Origin of the sequence: Paraburkholderia tropica (genome assembly GCF_914484835.1) — a bacterium.
Taxonomy (GTDB): Bacteria; Pseudomonadota; Gammaproteobacteria; order Burkholderiales; family Burkholderiaceae; genus Paraburkholderia; species Paraburkholderia tropica_A.
This window is the reverse complement of the sequence record NZ_CAJZAR010000052.1, coordinates 22,753-40,933: the sequence shown is the minus strand read 5'-3', so window position 1 is coordinate 40,933 and position 18,181 is coordinate 22,753. Positions and strand designations below refer to the sequence as shown.

15 protein-coding genes are annotated in these 18,181 nt (G+C 67.4%); 2 read left to right on the top strand and 13 right to left on the bottom strand.

The genetic code is table 11. The features are described from left to right. Window positions 1-3 precede the first annotated feature (3 nt). The 5 genes from LDO54_RS18035 to LDO54_RS18015 all read right to left on the bottom strand — a co-directional run bounded on the left by LDO54_RS18035 (window position 4) and on the right by LDO54_RS18015 (window position 3,821). Entirely contained in the window at window positions 4-252 is a 249-nt protein-coding gene (locus LDO54_RS18035; protein ID WP_224012039.1) for a hypothetical protein, read from the bottom strand. Window positions 253-280: 28 nt separating this feature from the next. Continuing rightward, complete coding sequence (gene bamE / locus LDO54_RS18030) at window positions 281-823, bottom strand: outer membrane protein assembly factor BamE domain-containing protein (RefSeq protein WP_436975621.1); 543 nt, start codon at window positions 821-823, stop codon at window positions 281-283. 268 nt (window positions 824-1,091) lie between these two features. Beyond that, the gene (locus tag LDO54_RS18025; protein ID WP_224012037.1) at window positions 1,092-1,559 is read right to left on the bottom strand and encodes a hypothetical protein; all 468 of its coding nucleotides are present in this window, start codon (window positions 1,557-1,559) and stop codon (window positions 1,092-1,094) included. Window positions 1,560-1,777: 218 nt separating this feature from the next. After that, a complete protein-coding gene (locus LDO54_RS18020) occupies window positions 1,778-2,341 on the bottom strand; it encodes a peroxiredoxin (protein WP_224012036.1) in 564 nt (187 codons plus the stop codon). 211 nt (window positions 2,342-2,552) lie between these two features. Continuing rightward, on the bottom strand, window positions 2,553-3,821 hold the full coding sequence (locus LDO54_RS18015; protein WP_224012035.1) for an EAL and HDOD domain-containing protein: 1,269 nt from the start codon (window positions 3,819-3,821) through the stop codon (window positions 2,553-2,555). Between the two features lie 501 nt (window positions 3,822-4,322). Between LDO54_RS18015 and LDO54_RS18010 the strand changes: the two genes are divergently transcribed. Together LDO54_RS18010 and LDO54_RS18005 are read left to right on the top strand one after the other, a co-directional pair. Further along, window positions 4,323-6,290 (top strand): putative bifunctional diguanylate cyclase/phosphodiesterase, encoded by a 1,968-nt coding sequence (locus LDO54_RS18010; RefSeq protein WP_405045138.1) that lies wholly within the window; start codon window positions 4,323-4,325, stop codon window positions 6,288-6,290. Between the two features lie 48 nt (window positions 6,291-6,338). Further along, on the top strand, window positions 6,339-7,796 hold the full coding sequence (locus LDO54_RS18005; RefSeq protein ID WP_224012063.1) for an HDOD domain-containing protein: 1,458 nt from the start codon (window positions 6,339-6,341) through the stop codon (window positions 7,794-7,796). 112 nt (window positions 7,797-7,908) lie between these two features. On the opposite strand, the gene LDO54_RS18000 is transcribed toward LDO54_RS18005, so the two are convergent. The 8 genes from LDO54_RS18000 to LDO54_RS17965 all read right to left on the bottom strand — a co-directional run bounded on the left by LDO54_RS18000 (window position 7,909) and on the right by LDO54_RS17965 (window position 18,162). Beyond that, the gene (locus tag LDO54_RS18000) at window positions 7,909-9,339 is read right to left on the bottom strand and encodes an EAL and HDOD domain-containing protein (RefSeq protein ID WP_436975618.1); all 1,431 of its coding nucleotides are present in this window, start codon (window positions 9,337-9,339) and stop codon (window positions 7,909-7,911) included. A gap of 395 nt (window positions 9,340-9,734) precedes the next feature. Beyond that, entirely contained in the window at window positions 9,735-10,529 is a 795-nt protein-coding gene (locus LDO54_RS17995) for an ABC transporter substrate-binding protein (RefSeq protein WP_224012034.1), read from the bottom strand. Between the two features lie 265 nt (window positions 10,530-10,794). Next, window positions 10,795-11,853 carry a succinylglutamate desuccinylase gene (gene astE / locus LDO54_RS17990; RefSeq protein ID WP_224012033.1) on the bottom strand — a complete coding sequence of 353 codons (1,059 nt, stop codon included), beginning with the start codon at window positions 11,851-11,853 and terminating at the stop codon, window positions 10,795-10,797. Beyond that, a complete protein-coding gene (gene astB / locus LDO54_RS17985; protein WP_224012032.1) occupies window positions 11,837-13,201 on the bottom strand; it encodes an N-succinylarginine dihydrolase in 1,365 nt (454 codons plus the stop codon). Before astB ends, astE begins: the two co-directional genes overlap by 17 nt. Before the next feature lie 8 nt (window positions 13,202-13,209). Then, window positions 13,210-14,673 carry a succinylglutamate-semialdehyde dehydrogenase gene (astD, locus tag LDO54_RS17980; protein WP_224012031.1) on the bottom strand — a complete coding sequence of 488 codons (1,464 nt, stop codon included), beginning with the start codon at window positions 14,671-14,673 and terminating at the stop codon, window positions 13,210-13,212. Between the two features lie 75 nt (window positions 14,674-14,748). Further along, window positions 14,749-15,771, bottom strand: a complete 1,023-nt coding sequence (gene astA, locus LDO54_RS17975; protein WP_224012030.1) for an arginine N-succinyltransferase — start codon at window positions 15,769-15,771, stop codon at window positions 14,749-14,751. Then, window positions 15,768-16,880 (bottom strand): arginine/ornithine succinyltransferase subunit alpha, encoded by a 1,113-nt coding sequence (gene aruF, locus LDO54_RS17970; protein ID WP_224012029.1) that lies wholly within the window; start codon window positions 16,878-16,880, stop codon window positions 15,768-15,770. Before aruF ends, astA begins: the two co-directional genes overlap by 4 nt. A 64-nt stretch (window positions 16,881-16,944) precedes the next feature. Then, window positions 16,945-18,162, bottom strand: a complete 1,218-nt coding sequence (locus tag LDO54_RS17965; RefSeq protein WP_224012028.1) for an aspartate aminotransferase family protein — start codon at window positions 18,160-18,162, stop codon at window positions 16,945-16,947. Window positions 18,163-18,181: the final 19 nt, after the last annotated feature.

Below are 18,181 nucleotides of genomic sequence, written 5' to 3'. Positions count from 1 at the left end.
GCCTCACCGCCCCGCCCGCCTCAACCCCACCGGCAGACACGCCACCATCAAATGCAGCAAGACCGGCACGACGATCCCGTCGTCGATCACGCCGACGAGCGGCAGCGCGATATTGAACGGCGCGAGCGCATAAAGCGTCAGCAAGGCCGCCGACGGCACCAGCCAGCCGGGCCGGTTCGGTTGCCGCAGCGCGAACCACAGCACGCGCGCATCGCCCTTCACGATCTTCAACAGCCAGGCCAAACGCTTCATTTCCACCCTCCTCGTCCGTCAGCACGTATCAGTGCTGCTCATGCCCCGGCGCATCCGAGCGCGACGTGCGGAGCACCAGTCCATCCGGCGAAAAATGCGCATTGAACATGCCGTCGCCGGCCACGCCGCCTTCGGCCCAATGCCAGCTCCACACTTCCTCGTGGCTCAGCGCGTACTTCGACACCGTCGCCGGTTTGCCAAGCAGCTTGCGCACGTCGTCCTGTGTCATGCCCGGCACCACCTGGGCGATATTCTGCGCCGTCAGCGCCTGGGTCATCGCGACGAGCTTGCCGTCCGCGTCGAAGTCCAGCATCCACGTATTCAGGCCGTTCGGACCGCGCGGATATTCGAGGCGCTCTGTGCCGTCGTCGTTTTGCCAGACGATCTCGGGTTTGCCCGCCGACGCGCGCACATCCTCGACCGTCGACACGCCGATTTGCAGCTTGCCGAACGCCATGGCGTCGGGCTTCACCGCGTTGACGGCGTCGGCGACCTTCTGCTGGTCGCAGGCTGCAAGCAGCGTGCCGCAAGCGGCGGCGAGCGCGAGGGAAATGGACAGGGTTCGGAGCATGGCGATCGTCGGCGAGTAAAAACGTGGGGGCGCGCTGCGGGGTTTCAAGCGAATTTCAAGCGGGGCTCGACCGGGTCTCAAGCCGATATCAGGCCGCTCGCGGGCAGCGCGGCTGGCGTGCGAGTATGCCACTGTCGCGCGGCGCATCCGCGCCGTTTGCGGGCCGTCGCGCCGGTCTCGATGCAGGCGATTGCGCATCTCTTGTCCGCGCGCAAATTCATTCGCGCGCGCCACGCAAAGCGGCCCACGTCGTTCGTCGAACCCGGCCTCAGAGCCGCTGCGCGATCGCCAGCGTAAAGATGCGCGCCCAACGTTTCGCCTCGCGCTCGCTCGTCATCGGCAACTGCCAGAGCGGGCGTTTCGCATCGGTCACGCGCAGCGCGACGTGCCAGCCGTTTGCGTCGTGTTGCGCCTGCGCGTCCTGCAAATCCGCGAAGATATACGCGCCGTGCGCGCCGTCGCACGTGACTTCGCACAGCCGCTTGTGCGCCGCGAGCCGCGCCTCGCCCCATGCGCCCGTGACGCGATGGGTCCAGTCGCCGTCGCCGCGCAGATTCGGCGCGACGTCCCGGCGTCGACGCCACCAGCGCGCGGCCAATGCGACGATCGCCGCCGCCACCACCACCGCCACGCTCACGGCCACGCCGAGCCCGAATCGCGCGGAGAGCGCATGAAACGACCACACCGCGCCATAGACGAGCGCGGCGAACGCGAAGAGTAAAACGAGAATCGGCATGCGGGGAACGCCCAAAGCGGGCAAAAGCGAAGGGAGAGGAGGAACGGCGAAGGCGGCGTCGCGCGGCATCACACAGCGGGGCGCGCACAACGGCGTGCACACGACGCACACGCACGGCGACATGCAGACGACGCACGCGCAAAACAGCACGCAAAACAACGCATGAATCGACGCATCAATCCGCGCGCGCGGCCGTCACGCCGCGCGCGCCCCGAGCCTTATTGCTGCGGATGCTGCGCGGCCCATTCCTTCACGGCGCGCAGCGTGTTTTCCACGTGCTGATCGGGCGAGAGACTCGTGTACTCGTAGATGACCTTGCCGTCCGGCGCGATCACGTAGGAGACGCGGTTGGCCATCGAATCGTGCAGCGGCATCGATGCGTCGTAGGCCTTGATGATCTTCGAATCCTCGTCGGCGGCGACGGGGAATTTGCTGCGGCACTCGCTCACCGAGAACTTCGTGAGCGTGCCGATGTTGTCGTGCGACACGCCGATCACGGTCGCGCCGTACTTCTTGTACTCGTCCACGGCTTCGGCGAATTCGTGCGCCTCGATCGTGCAGCCCTTCGTGAACGCGGCCGGATAGAAGTACACCACGACCGGGCCCTTCTTGAGCTCGGAGGCGAGCGAATACGTGTAGGTCTTGCCGCCCAGCGACGCCTGGGTCGTGAAGTCAGGCGCGGCGTCGCCCGGCTTGAGCGTGGCCTGCGCGGTCAGGGCGAACAGCGACAGGCCGGCGCAGACGAGCGCCGCGGCGCCGGCCGCGAAATACCTCGGTTTCATATCGGATGTCCTCGGGTGTACTCGAATGGGCACGAATGGTGCGCCGGAATCGCGGCCCGCGACGGACCGCCAGGTTCAGCGCCGCCCCTATTGGACCACAGTCCGTGCGCGCGCGCAGAGCGTGCAGGCAGGCGCGCGGACACGCGCAACCGGCATGCCCTTACACGCGACTTTCAACGCCAGCTTCAGCGCCCGACTTCAACCGCCCGGATCAACCGTCCGCATACGCCGAGAACCACGCGCCCGCCCACAGATTGAGCTCGCCGAGCAGCGGCGGCGTGAGCGCAGCGAAGCGCCCGCCGGCTTCGGCGATGAGCGTCTGCGCCTGGGTTTCGTCGCCGCGTTCGCACGCATGCGCGACGCGCAGCAGCATGCCGAGTTCGCCATGCTGCCCGTCGACGGCCGAGGTGATCTCGCGCGCGAGGCCGAGCCCTTCGAGCGTATCGGTGGCCGTGGAGCCCACCAGCACATGCACGAGCGAGAAGATGCCGGTCATGAACGCGGCATCGGCGAAATCGGGGTCGTTCGGCGCGAGACTGCGCGCGGCCAGTTCCATGAAATGCGAACGCGTGCCCGCGAGCTGCACGAGCGGATCGGACGCCCAAGGCAGATCGCGTCCGCTCGCATAAAGCAGCAGCTGCGCCCAGCGCGCGATCTGGCGCGTGCCCGCGGCCAGCACCGCCTCGCGCAGCGACGAGATCGGCCGGCCCGGCGCATACGCGCTCGAATTCACGAGACGCAGCAGTTGCACGACCACGCCCGGATGGCTGCGCAATTCGTGTTCGAGCGCGGCCACGCCCACATCGCTCGCCACCAGCGCGAGCAGACGCACGAGCGCGAGACGCGAGGCCCGCATGCGCGGCGCGCGCAGCATCTGCGGACGCGCGAAGAAGTAGCCCTGGAACAGCTCGAAGCCGAGGTCGCGCGCGTACTCGAAGTCCTCGCGCGTCTCGACCTTTTCGGCGATCAGCGTCTTGCCTTCGGCGGCGATGGCGGCGGCGAGCGCGGGCAGTTCGGCACGGTCGGTCTGCAGCAGATCGACCTTGACGATGTCCGCGTACGGCAGCGCGCGGCGCAGGTTGTCGGTGAGCGCGCTCACATCGTCGAAGGCGATGCGATAGCCCACGCGGCGCAGCTGCGCGAGACGTTCGAGCACGGCGAGATCGAAGCCCACGTGTTCGAGCACTTCGAGCACGAAGCGGCCCGGCGGCAGCAGATGCACGATGTCGTCGAACAGCAGCTCGCGGCTCATGTTGACGTAGCCGTGATGGCGACCGAGCACGGCGGGCACGCCGAGCTGCCCCATCGTGCGCGTCATGACCTGCGCGGTCGCGTGGCGGTCGTCGAAGACTTCGGCACGATTTTGCACGCCGCCGCGGAACAGCAGTTCGTAGGCGTTGAGCGCGCCGTTGCGGTCGAGGATCGGCTGCCGGCCGAGATAGACGAACGGATGGGCGCCGGCGCCCTGCGCGTGATGCATGGGCTCCTGGCCGCTCTCGCTGGCCGCGTGTTCCGGCCTGGCGGACGATGACGATGAATCTGACATGGCGGATGACTGGAGCGGATAATCCCGGACAGCAGGTCCCGACGGTGGTGGTAATAACCGGTAAGAAGTTTGCCCCTGCGGACAAGCGCTCAACGGACCTTCGCCCCGGACGCCTGGCCGCTCACACAAGCCTCCGGACGCAGCGAACGCATGCATCGCGCATCGGCGCGAGCAGGCTGCCGGCGCCACTTTAACCGAAACTGCGGGCGCTGACACCGCTCGGTGCAGCGAGTTCGCACCGAGGTCGAAATTTCCGTTTTGTTTCCGTTTTGACACTAAAGATTTCGCGCGCGAGGTCGATATCACGGTCTGATGGGCGTGTTCAGCCGGATGCCGACGCGCCCGCCGACCGGACCACCGCAGCGACACGCTCAAGCGTGCCGCGCGGCGAGCCCGGCGCAATAACGATCAGACCAAGGGTTGCCAGCGATACACATGGAAGCGAACAGGATCACCGCGCCCCGCCCGGGCTGGCTGCGCTCGGTCATCGGCCGGCTGCGCACGCGCGCCGGGCTGCATGGCGATGCCGGCGTCCCGCTCGCCTCCACGGGCGGCGCGCCGCTGCTGCCGGACGCCCATGACGCGACGCGCGACATGCCGCTCGGGGCGCGCATGCTCGAAGCGCCGTCCGATGCCGTCTCGCGCTCGTTCGAGCACACCGCGGCGGCCGTGGACTTCCTCGTGCATGTGGACCGCAACCTGCGCTTCCTCTACGTGTCCGACGCGAGCCTGCGCTTCGCCGGCTATCACCGCGAGTTCCTGCTCGGCGCGACGCTGCACGACCTCGTCGCGCCCGAACATCAGTCGCGGCTCGACGCGCTGTTCGCCCGCGCGCTCGAAAGCGGCGCGATCGAGAAAGACACCGTCGATCTCGTCAAGGCGCTCACCTATCCGCTCGCCGTCGAACTGCGCGTCCAGCGTTCGGCCTATGCGGGCATGGACGGCTTCGCGGTCGCGGGCTTCGATGTGTCGGCCTGGCAAGGCGACGCCGCGCGCCTCACGCACGCGCTCCATCACGATCCGCTGACCGGCATGCCGAACCAGGCGGCGCTCGGCCCCGCGCTCGAACGCGCGCAGTCCGAAGCCGACCGCCACGGCCTGCCGATCGCCCTGCTGCTGCTCGATCTCGACGACTATCAGCGCGTGAACCGCGCACTCGGCTACGACGCCGGCGACGAACTGCTGCGAGAGACCGCACGCCGCCTCTCGCATCTCGCGCTGCAAGGCGAGCTGATCACGCGCATCGGCAGCGACGAGTTCGCGATCCTGATCAGCCCGCAACTCAACGCGAGCCCCGGCGATCTGCGCGTGACGGCCGAAGCGCTCGCGCGCCGCCTGCTCACGTCGATCCTGCAGCCTTACACGTTCCGCGACCAGCCCGTGCATCTGTCGGCAAGCATCGGCATTGCGTTCTATCCCGACCAGCGCGCACAAGGCGGCCTGCCCGGCATCCTGCGCGAAGATCCGCACGAGACCGCGCACGATCTCGGCGACATCCAGGCGGACAGCACGCCGCTGCTGCGCCGCGCCGACCAGGCGCTGCAACAGGCCAAGTCGGCCGGCGGCAACACGATGATGCTGCACGTGCCGGACGACGATCCGACCGACGCCATGCTGCTCAAGCTGGAGTCCGACCTCTACGACGGCGTGCGCAACGGCGAGTTTTCGCTGCACTATCAACCGATCACAAGCAGCGCCACACGGGGCGTCGTGGGGGTCGAGGCACTGATCCGGTGGCAACATCCATTGCATGGGCTCGTGCCGCCCTCAACATTTATTCCCCTTGCGGAATCCGTCGGCCTGATTAATTATCTCGGCAACTGGGTTTTGAAAGCGGCCTGCATGCAGTTGACGCAATGGGACGAGCAAGGCATCTCCTTGCAGTACATCGCCGTCAACGTCTCGCCGCAGCAGTTCCGTAATCCGCGATTCAAGGACAGCGTTCAGGAGGCGATCCAGCTCACCGGGCTCGATCCGCGCCGGCTGGTGTTCGAGATCACCGAAAGCCTGCTGATGCAGGATCCGCAGCACGCGGTGAAGCTGCTCGAGGAACTCACGGGCCTCGGCATCCGCTTCGCCGTGGACGACTTCGGCACAGGCTATTCGAGTCTCGCGTATCTGCAACGGTTTCCGCTTTCGAAACTGAAGATCGACCGCAGCTTCGTGGAGAACCTGCTCACCTCGCGCAACGATCAGGCGATCGTCAACGCCGTGGTGGGCCTCGCGCGCACGCTCGAACTCGAACTCGTCGCCGAGGGCGTCGAGACCGAGGCGCAGCGCGAATTGCTCACGAAGATGGGCTGCGACCACATCCAGGGATGGCTCGTCTGCAAGGCGCTGCCGTCCGAGGAACTCTCGCAGCGGTTCGAGTCGCGCAGTCTGCACCTTCACGGAGTGCACTGATGGCGGCACCGACACACGCTGGGCTTTTGCGAAATTGACATGGTTCAGATGGTAAAGGCAGTCCTGCTCGACCGGCTCTGGGCTCGCATGAACGAGCGCGGCGACTTCCCCATGCTGTCGCAATCGCTGCGCACCACGGTCGCGGCCATGACCAACGACGACTACGACTTCAGCGCGCTGGTCAAGGTCGTGCTGTCCGACTTCGCGCTCACGCAAAAAGTGTTGCGCCTCGCCAACTCGGCCATGTACATGGCCTTCGGCGGCAACATCACGACCGTCACGCGCGCGCTGATGGTGCTCGGCATGGACGCGGTCGGCCATCTCGTGGTCGGCCTGAAGATCGTCGACCACTTCCATCACAGCGCGCCGCGCCGCATCGACGCCAAACTCGAACTGAACCGCACCTTGCTGTCGGGCTTCGTCGCCCGCAAGCTCACCGAGCGCGGCGACCTGCGCGCGGGCGAAGAGGCCGTGGTCTGCACGCTGATGCGCCAGGTCGGCAAGCTGCTGGTGGTGTTCTATCTCGAACCCGAGTGGGACCAGATCCGCCGCGAATGCGACGCGGGCACGAGCGAGGACGAAGCCTGCATCGACGTGCTCGGCGTGACCTTCGCCGAAATCGGCCAGGACGCGGCCGCGCGCTGGCGCCTGCCCGAGGCGATCCGCGAAGGCATGGGCGAGTACGACCCGGCCGGCACCGAGCCGCGCCAGGTGCAGTGGCTGCGCGCCATCACGAACTATTCGACGGAAGTCGCGCGCGTGCTGACCACGCCCGGCCTGACCGACGAAATGCGTGAGGAGCACATCGCCGAACTCGCGCAGTATTACGGCCGCGCGCTCAACACCGACCCCGACACGCTCGTGCAGATGAGCCTCGCGCTCGCCAACGAGGAAGCCGACGACGGCGTGATGCGCGAGATCGTCGAACTGCGTGCGAACGCCGACGCGATCGCACGCGAGGCGCTCGACCCCGAGGCGCGCATCGCCGCGGGCGTCGAAGATCTGCGTGCCCTGCCGCCCGGCAGCGCGCTGTCCGCCGCGCTCACGCTCGCCACCGAAACGGTGCTCGCGGGCCTCGGCTTCGCGCGCACGGTCGTGTTCGTGCGGCGCGGCGCGAATATGTTCGAAGCGCAGCGCGGCTTCGGCCCCGACGTCGAAGACGGCCTGGACAAGCTCACGTTCAGCGCCACGTTCCAGCCCGACGTGTTTCATCTGGCGATCGCCAACTCGGTGGGCATCTTCATCGAGAACGCGCAGGACCCGAAGATGCTCACGCGTCTGCCGGGCTGGTATCGCGCCCGCTTCGACGACACGCGCGCCTTCGTGCTGCTGCCGGTCGCCACGCAGGGCGAGCCGCCCGTCGCCCTGCTCTACGGCGACTGGATGACGAGCCAGGAACCGCGCCGCATCTCGCAGAAGGAAATGAGCGCGCTCAACGAACTCGCGCACGAACTCGCGCGCTTCTTTTCCGGCGATGCGGTGAAGACGCTGGCGAAGTCGAGCTGATCGCGCTTTTCAGGCCTCTCTACCTGTCGTCTTTGCGACGTCAAGCCGGAAAAACAAACGGGGCGCCACGCGCCCCGTTTGCATTGGCGACCGCGTTTTCGCGGCCTCGCTTTTAGCCCTCGGCCTGCACCAGCCCCTGAGCCTCGGCATCGCGTTCGGCCATGCCGGCCCATTCGGCCGCCTGCAAGGCCAGCGCCGACACCGCGCCCGCGTCGAGCGGCGCGAGATGCGCGCACGCGGCGTCCACGGCGATCCAGTTGCCGCGCTCCAGCGCCTCGCTCGCGTCGAGCAGCTGACCGAGCACGCCCTCGCGGCGCAGGATGGCCGCGCGGATCGGCTTGGCGAGCCGCAGCACTTCGAGCGCGCCTTCGATCGGCCCGCCGAACACCGCATCGACGAACGAAAACACGCCCACGAGGAACGCTGAGTCTTCTTCCGTCGGCCCCGCTTCGGGCAGCACCGCCGCCGCCATTTCCATGAAGCGCGCGCGCGTGGCCGCGAGTTGCAGCATCGGATCGTCTTCGAGGGAAATCTTGCGGCCGTCCGCGTAGAGCAGCAGTTGCGTCCAGCGCGCGATGCGGTTGGTGCCGGTCGCGTTGATCGCCTCGCGCAGCGTCGTGACCTTGCGGCCGAGCGCGAAGCTGCTCGAATTCGCGAGCCGCATCAGATGCATCACAAGGACGGGATTGAGCTTGAGCTCCGCTTCGAGCTGCATCACCGTGGGTTCGGAAGCCAGCAGTTGCAGCAGATTCAGCAGCGCCTGGCGCGAAGCGCTCGCGCGGCGCGCGCCGCCGTGCGGCTGCGTGAAGTAGTAGCCCTGGAAGCGGTCGAAGCCGAGCGCGTGCACGCGCTCGTAGTCTTCCTTGCTTTCCACGCCCATCGCGACGAGCAGCTTGCCCGCGGCCTTGAGCACGCTGGCGAACTTCGGCAGCATCGTGGCCGCGATGTCGCCGATGTCGATCTTGATCGCGTCGACGTAAGGCAGCAGCTTCGCGAGCGTCTCGTCGGCCTTCGTGACGTTGTCGAGCGCGAAACGATAACGTTTGCCATGCAGCTTGACGATGCGGGCAATCACCTCGGGATCGCTGCCCAGGTCGAACGGCAATTCGAAGGTCACGCGGTCGGCGGGCAGGCGCAGCAGCGCGTCGTCGAACAGCATCTCGCGCGTCACGTCGAGCCAAGCGGGATGGCCCGTGAGCGCGGCGCGCAGCGCGGGTTTGGCAAACGCCTTCACGAGCGCGGCGGCCTGCGAAGGCGGCGCGAGCGTGGCTGCGGCTAATGTTGTGGTGGCGTTCGCATCGCCGGCGCCGCCTGGGGCGTCGGCCGGATCGCCCTCTTGCGCGACGATGCGCGGCAAGGTCTCGTACGCGCACAACATGCCGTCGCGGTCGAGCAGCGGCAAGCGTGCGAAATACACCTCGAAAGGTCCGGCCGTCGCGCCCTGTGCGGCCTGGTTATCGGTTGCCTGTGCGCCGGACGGGCCGCTCGAAAGCGTGCTGTCGCCGGCACCTGGCGCGTGCTGGTCTGCGGTATTGAAGCTCATGGGTCCCCCGCGCGACGCCACGTTTTTCGTGGCGCCCGTATGGTCTCTCTTCGTTCGACTTCTTCTTGCTCGCCTGCGGTCCGCAATGCGGCGCCGCGGCGCGTTCCCATTTCTACCCTTGCTGCTCTTTACTGCCTTTGACTGCGCTTTAATTCTTACTCTTTCTTACCCGCAAGGATTTTATCCTGGCAGACAGGTCCGGCGTATGAAGCGGACGCTCAATTCTCGAAAATATTCGCCATGTTACGCGTTCGGCGGCACACGCGCGAGCCCGCGCGCAGGGGGCGCGGGCGGCGATTATTCTGGATTCCGAACTATCGACGCGTAAAAAATACCGGCCGGTGTCAACCGGCCGGTCGGGCACTCCGCGATCAGGCGAGATGCGCTGACTTCATTTACTTCAGCACGACCTTCACGTCGAAGTACTTGGCGGCGATCTTGTCGATCGTGCCGTCGGCCTTCAGTTCTTTCAGCGCGCCGTTGAGCGCGGCCTTGAGCGCCGCGTCGTTCTTGCGCACGCCGTAGCCCACGCCCTCGCCGAGCAGCTTGGCGTCGACGACCTGCGGACCCGCGAACGCAAAGCCCGCGCCTTGCGGCTTGTTCAGGAAGCCCTTCGATGCGGCTTCGGCGTCCTGGAACGCGGCGTCCAGACGGCCCGAGACGAGATCGGCATAGATCTGGTCCTGCGTCTGGTAAGGCACGACGTCGACGCCCGCGGGCGCCCACTTGGCCTTCGCGTACGACTCCTGGATCGTGCCTTGCAGCACGCCCACGTGCTTGCCCTTCAGCGATGCCGGCGTCGGCAGCAGCGGGCTGCCCTTCTTCGCGATCATCTGGTTCGGGATCGCGTAGATCGGATCGGTGAAGTCGATCGCCTGACGACGCTGGTCGGTGATCGTCATGTCCGAGTTGATGGCGTTGAACTTGCGCGCCTCGAGCGCGGGAATCAGGCCGTCGAACGAGTTTTCGACCCACACGCACTTCGCCTTGAGCTTCGCGCAGACGGCATTGCCGACGTCGATGTCGAAGCCCTGCAGTTCGCCGCTCGGCGACTTCGATTCGAACGGCGCATACGACGCCTCGACGCCGAAGCGGATTTCCTTGATATCGGCAGCGTGGGCCGCGCCGGCGGCCACGGTGACGGCCGCGCAGACTGCGAGGCGGGCCAGCTTGTTCCAGTTCATGTTCATCAGTGTCTCTTTCCAGTCGGATTACAGCGCGCTCCGGTGGTCTCCGTCGCGCTTGGGGCAGGATCGCTGCGCCAAAAAAGCGGCTCAAACGGCCCCATCGTTTCTGATGCGCCGCAGCAACCGCGAGGGCGCGATTGTACCTCGCCCGTGCACGCGGTCTGAAAACGTCATCACGCGCCCGGCGGGCCGCCCGGCGCGGCGCGAACTTGCAATTGGATGTCGTGGATGCGCAAGGCGAGCGCGGCTGACGAACGCCGCGCGTGCGCTAAACCAGCGCGGCCAGCGTCTCGCCCGTCGTATCGACGACGAGCAGGCCCGCGCGCAAACCCGGCTTCACGGCCGGATTGGGAAACACGATGCGCTCCTCGTCGTGCGCGACCACGTAGCGATACGCGCCGTCCTCGGCGAGCACGGTGCCGCGCGCGAACGGCGTGAAGTTGGCGACGTCGGCGGCCACGTGCAGTTGCAGCGCGTCGCTCTGCTTCGTGATCTGGCCGATGACGGTAAAGACGCGCGGCATCGGCGCATCGGCATCGGCGGCCGCGCCGGAGACGAGCCGCCGGATCGCCGCGTCGGCGTTCGCGAAACGCGCGAGATCGTTCTGGCCGAACGGACGCACCTTGCCGAGTTCGAGCGTGCAGGCGGTCGCGCCGCACGCGTCGGCGCTAAAGGACGAATACGTCGCGCCCTTTTCCGTGTGGATCAGCACGGCGGCGATGCGCGCGTCGGCGAGCCAGTCGAACATCGCGCGCGTGGGCGCGCCGCCCGTGTACGGCAAGAGCGCGAACTGCTCGAACGCCGAGGCGCGGATCGCCGTGTGCAGGTCGAGGTGCCAGCGCGCGAGCGCATCGTCGGGCGCGGCGTCGAAGAAGCGCTGCGCCGCCTGTTCGAGCGCGAGCGCGCGCGGCGCTTCGCGGCTCTGCGGCACGCGTGCGTGACGGCCGCCGAACAGACGGTTCAGATCGTCGTCTTCGTAACGCGTGGCGGCGCGCATCGCGGCCGCGTTGCCGAGCACCACGAGCAGACGGCACGCGAGCGGCAGACGCGCCGCCGCGATGTCCGCGACCATCTGCGAAAGCAGTTCGATCGGCGCGGTTTCGTCGCCATGCACGCCCGCCGAAATCAGCACGCTGCGCGCGGCGACATCCACATCGGCATCGGCGTGCGCCGGTTCGAGCAGCAGCACGCCTTCGTCCTGCCACTGCCAGCGCACCGCGCCGTTCGCGCACGCGCCCGCTTTGGCGTCATCGCTCGCGGGACGCCAGCCCGCCAGCGTCGCGCCGAGAAAATCGGCGAGCACGGCGATATCAGCGCTGGAAGTCATAGAGCGAGCCGAGGCCGAGAATCTGCGTGAGGTCGTCGAGCGCCGTGCGCGACTCCACGAGCAGCGCCGGATCGGTGAGATCCTGCGGCGCGAGGCGGTCGCGATAGTGCTTTTCGATCCACGCGTCGAGGCGCGCGAACAGCGCGTCGTTCATCCAGACGCCGGGCGCGACGGCGGCGCGCTCCGCTTCGCTGAGCACCACGCGCAGACGCAGGCACGCGGGACCGCCGCCGTTCTTCATACTCTCGCGCAGGTCGAACACGAGCACGTCGTCGATCGGACCGTGCTTCGCGACCAGTTCTTCCAGGTAGATCGCCACGCGCGGATTCTCGCGGCATTCCTGCGGCACGACGAGCACCTGCTTGCCATCCGCGCCGCTCAGCAACTGGCTGTTGAACAGATACGACGTGACTGCGTCGGCCACGCTCACTTGCGCGTCCGGCACTTCGATCACGTCGAACGGCGCGCCCTGCGCCGCGAGCTTCGCGCGCAGTTCGTCGTAGACCTTGCCCTGCTCGACGAACGCGCGTTCGTGGCAGAACAGCGTGCTGCGGTTGCCCACGGCGATCACGTCGTTATGGAATACGCCCGCGTCGATCACCTCGGGATTCTGCTGCGCGAACACGGCGCTCTCATCGGTCAGACCGTGACGTTGCGCGATTGCGCGGCTCGCCTCGAAGGTCTGACGCGCCGGAAAGCGCTTCGGCTCCGGTCCGCGGCGATATTCGCTGCGGCCATAAACGAAGAACTCCACGCCGCGCTCGCCGTACTGCGAGCAAAAACGCGTGTGATTAGCCGCGCCTTCGTCGCCGAGCGCGGGCGTGCCGGGCAGCGCCTCGTGCACCACGAAATGCGACGGGTCCGCGAAAATCGCGCCGAGCGTGCGGCGCGTGTACTCGTGCTCGATCGCGCGATGCAGCTTGCTGCACAGGTTCGCGGGCGTGAAGTGCACGCGCTGGTCGGGCGCGTCGGCCGACGGGCTCACGGTGGCCGCGTTCGCGGTCCACATCGCCGAAGCCGAGCTGGCCGCCGCGAGCAGTTCGGGCGCGTCCTTCGCGGCGCGCGCGATTGCTTCGGTTTCCTTACCGCTGAAACCCAGCTCGCGCAGCAGACGGATCGACGGCCGCTCCTGCGGCGGCAGCACGCCCTGCGCGAAGCCGAGATCGGCGAGCCGCTTCATCTTGCGCAGACCTTGCTGCGCGGCGGCACGCGGATTCGCGACCGACTTCTCGTTGTTCTGCGACGCGACGTTGCCGAACGACAGCCCCGCGTAGTTGTGCGTGGGGCCGACGAGTCCGTCGAAATTGGCCTCCAGGGTGGCCTTGGACCCGGTTGCGGAATGGCTCATCTCGATCCTCAGAATTGAAGGCCCGGCGAAACGCTCGCGGGCATCAGCAGTTGTGCGCTTTCCACCGAGGCCATCGGCCACGCGCAATAGTCGGCGGCGTAAAACGCGCTCGGACGGTGATTGCCCGAGCGGCCCGGACCACCGAACGGCGCGCCGCTCGACGCGCCATTGGTGGGCCGGTTCCAGTTGACGATGCCCGCGCGGATCTCGCGCGAGAAGCGCTGCCAGAGCGCGGCATCGTCGGCGAGCAGGCCCGCCGACAGACCGTAGGCGGTGTTGTTGGCCTGGGCGATGGCGTCGTCGAAACCGGCGTAGCGCACGATCTGCGCGAGCGGGCCGAAGTGCTCCTCGTCGGGCAGATCGGCCACGCCGGTCACGTCGAGAATGCCGGGCGTGACGAAGCCGAGCGCCGGGTCGCGCTGCGTCATCGGCAAGAGCGCCTTCGCGCCGCGTTCGAGCAGCATGGCCTGTGCTTCCATCAGCTTGCCCGCCGCGCGCGCGGAAATCACCGCGCCCATGAACGGCTGCGGATCGGCGTCGTACTCGCCCACGGCGATGCGCGACGACACCTCGACGAAACGCGCAAGAAAGCGCTCGCCGAACGCATCGGACGGCACCAGAATGCGGCGCGCGCAGGTGCAGCGCTGTCCTGCCGAGAGAAACGCCGACTGGATCGCGTGATGCACGGCGGCATCGATATCGTCCACCGGCGCGACGACGAGCGGATTGTTGCCGCCCATCTCCAGCGCGAGCACGATCTCGGGACGCCCGCCGAACTGGCGATGCAGATGCGTGCCCGTGTTCGAGCTGCCCGTGAAGAACAGCCCGTCGATCTGGCGATGATTCGCGAGCGCCACGCCGGTGTCGCGTTCGCCCTGCACGAGGTTGATCACGCCCGCGGGCAGACCGGCGTCGCGCCAGATCTCGACCGTCACGCGCGCGACGTCGGGCGCGAGTTCCGAGGGCTTGAACACGACCGTGTTGCCCGCGATCAGCGCGGGCACGATATGGCCGTTGGGCAGATGGCCCGGAAAGTTGTACGGCCCGAACACGGCCACCACGCCATGCGGACGATGACGCAGCACGGCCACGCCGTCGGCCATGTCGCTGCGCTTTTCGCCGGTGCGCTCGTTGTACGCGGTGATCGAGATCGCGACCTTCGCCGCCATCGACGCCACTTCGGTGCGCGCTTCCCAGAGCGGCTTGCCGGTCTCGCGGCCGATGGCCTGCGCGAGTTGCTCCTTGCGTTCGCTGACGAGCGCCGCGAAGCGCTTGACGATCTCGCAGCGCGCGTCGAACGGCAGATTCGACCACGCCGGGAACGCGCGGCGCGCGGCGCTCACGGCGCGGTCGACGTCCTGCTCGTTGGCGGCGCTGCCGCTCCAGACCGTCGCGCCCGTGCCCGGATTGCGCGACGCGAACGCGGGGCCCGAGGCCGCGCACCATTGCCCATCGATGAAAAGCTCGTTCATGACTCTTCCTGTTGTTTTGCTTGCGCGTGCTTTCGCGTATTCGTTGCGCCGATGCGTTGCGACGATCAGCGCCGATCAGCGCCGCGCGGCGCTCAGCACGCGCACCGGCTCGCCTTCCGCGACGCCGAGCGCCGCCGCTTCCTGCGCGCTCAGCGTGAACGCGCCGTCGCTGACCCCACCCGGCGCGAAGCCCACACGGAAATCCGTGAGCGAGGTGTTCGAAACCAGCGAGCGCACGCCCTCTTCCGCCGTCTGCGCGCCGATGTGCACCGGCACCACCACGCTCTCGCGCACCGTGCGCAAGTCGGCGATATGGCATTCGAGCACGGGGCCTGCATCGAAGATATCGACGTGATTCTCGTAGCGCAGCCCTTCGCCTTCTAGCATGCGGCGCGCGGGCACCGTGTCGGCGTGCGTGAGACCCACGCAGGCCTGCGCCTCGTCGGGCAGCAGCTCGACGTACACCGGATAGCGCGGCATCAGCTCGGCGAGAAACGCCTTGCGGCCATGCGAACTCAGATAATCGGCGGCATTGAAATCGATCTGATAGAAGTGCGAACCGACCGCCCTCCAGAACGGCGAGGTGCCTTCATCGTCGAAATGGCCGCGCAGTTCGGCGCAGATGCGCTCCGGAAAGCGCTCGCGGAACTGCGCGATAAACATGAAGCGGGAGCGCGACAGCAGCCCGCCCATGCCGCCCGTGCGATGGCGCGGCGAGAGGAACAGCGAGCACACTTCCGCGTAACCGGTGAGGTCGTGCGAGATATTGAGCGCGCGCATGCGCGTCCAGATGCCGAGATCCTGGCTCGCGTGCACCACCGTGCTCACGCGATAGTTGTAGAACGGCTGCGTGAGGCCCACGGCCGTTTCGATACCGCAGACGCCCGCCACGTCGCCGCTCGCGGTGTCTTCCATCACGAAGAAGTAGCCCGCTTCGGCCGGCGCGGCCTCGCCCGCGAGCGTGCGCCGCGTGCGCTCGATGCGTGCGGCCAGCGCCTCACGGTCCGGCTTGAAGGTCGTGAGGCCGGGGCCGGTTTCCTGGGCCAACGCGACGAGCGCGTCCACATCGCCCGTCTGCACGACGCGTACCACGATCATTGCGCTTCTCCCATCGAATTGTCGTTGTCGGGCGTTTCTCGATAGAGCGGCGCGCAACGCACGCGCGCGCCGTCCTGCACGTTCAGCGCCGCGCGCGTGGCGGCGTCGAGCGGCGCGTCGGCGACGGGTCCGTGTACCGCGTGTGCTGCGTGCAGCGCGCGCGCCACGTTTTCCTGCACCGGCAGCGTGGCGAGCACGCAGCGGAACTCGCCGCCCTGTTCGCTTGCGACCAGATACGTTTCGGTTTCCTGATCGTTGGCGGGCGCGCTTTCACGCACCACGCGCGTCGCGTTGCCCGCAACCGAGGCCGTGCGGTCCACCTGCGCCGTGAGCACCGGGCCCGCATCGAAGATATCGACGTAGCGGTCCGGCTCGAAACCCTCTTCGAGATGAATCTCGTAAGCGAGCAGCGCGCGCGGATCGGGCTCGCCGAGCACACGCTGCGCCGCTTCCGGCAACAGCGGCACATAGAGCGGATACGCGGGCATCACTTCGGCGATGAAGGTGCGGCTTCTGCCGCCCGAGGCCATTTCGATGTCCTTGAAATCGCGCCCGAAGAACTTGCGGCCCACCGCTTCCCAGAACGGCGAGACGCCCGCATCGTCGGTCACGCCGAGCAGCAGCGAGAACACTTCGGGCGTGAAGCGTCGGCGGTTCATCGCCACGTACATCATGCGTGCGCGCGACATCAGATGCGCCGCCGCGTCGCCGCGCAGCGACGGGTCGATATAGAAGCCCGCGAGGCGGCTCTTGCCCGTGAGTTCGTGCGACATCGTGAGCGCGTGAATCTTGCGGTTCACGTGCAGCTCGCGCGAGGCGTGGATCAGCGCGTCGTTGCGGAACGCGTAGAACGGCTCGGAGTAGCCCGCCGCCGCGATCAGGCTCGACGTGCCGACGAGCTGGCCCGTCGTCGAATCTTCGAGCACGAAGAGATAGAACTCCTCGCCCGGAAAGTCGACGTCCGCGCGAAACGAATCCTCTGAGAGCGCAATGCGCGCTTCCAGCGCCGCGCGATCGTGCGGCAGCGAATGCAGCACGGGCTGCGCGGTGCGGGCCATGTGCGCGATCGCGTCGAGATCGGCGAGCCTGGCGGGGCGAACGAATAGCATCGTCGGTCCTGTTATCGATCGGTTATCGATCGGTTATCGATCGGTTATCGAGAATGAACGCGGATCAGCGCGCGCCGACCACGTCTTCGAACGCCTGTTCGAGGCGCGCGAAGCCCTCGTCCAGATCGGCTTGCGGCATGATCAGCGACGGCGCGAAACGCAGCACATCCGGGCCCGCGATCAGCATCATCACGCCGCGATTCGCGGCCGCCGCGTTGAAGTCCTTCGCGCGTCCCGCGAAGCGCGCGTTCAGTTCGGCGCCGATCAGCAGGCCCTGGCCGCGCACTTCCTTGATCACGTCGAAACGCGCGTTCAGCTGCGCAAGCTTCGCGCGGATCGTCTCGCCGCGCTCGCGCACGCCCGCCAGCACCTTCGGGTCGCTGATCAGCTCGACCACCTTGTGCGCGATGGCCGCGCCGAGCGGATTGCCGCCGTAGGTCGTGCCGTGCACGCCCACCTTGAAGTGCGCCGCGATGGCTTCGGTCGTGAGCATCGCGCCGATCGGAAAGCCGTTGCCGAGCGCCTTCGCCGTGGTCAGGATGTCGGGCGTCACGCCCGTCTGCTCGTAGGCGTAGAAGGTGCCCGTGCGGCCCACGCCGGTCTGCACTTCGTCGAAAATCAGCAGCGCGTTGTGCGCATCGCAGGCTTCGCGCAGCGCTTTCAGGAAGGCCGGATCGGCGGGGATCACGCCGCCCTCGCCCTGCACCGGCTCGACGATCACGGCGCAGGTCTGCGGGCCGATCGCGCGCTTCGCGGCTTCGATGTCGTTGTACGGCAGATGGATGATGCCCTGCGGGATCGGGCCGAAGCCTTCCGAATACTTCGGCTGGCCGCCCACGCTGACCGTGAAGAAGGTGCGGCCGTGGAACGACTGCGTGAACGACACGATCTCGGCCTTCTGCTCGCCGTGGCGGTCGAAGGCGACGCGGCGCGCGAGCTTGAGCGCGGCTTCGTTCGCTTCGGCGCCCGAGTTGGCGAAGAACGCGCGATCGGCGAAGGTCAGCGATTCGAGCTTCTTCGCGAGGCGCAGCACCGGCTCGTTGGTGTAGCCGTTGCCGATGTGCCAGAGCTTGCCGCCCTGATCGTGCAGCACCTTGAGCAGTTCCGGGTGCGCGTGGCCGAGCGAGGTCACGGCGATGCCGCAGGCGAAGTCGATGTAGTCGCGCCCGGCGGTGTCCCACACGCGCGAGCCTTCGCCGCGCTCGGGCACGAACGGCGCGGGCGAGAAGCACGGCACCATCACTTCGTCGAAAGTCTGGCGGCTCACAGTCTGGTCGTTCATGGCGAATCCTCGGGTTCTC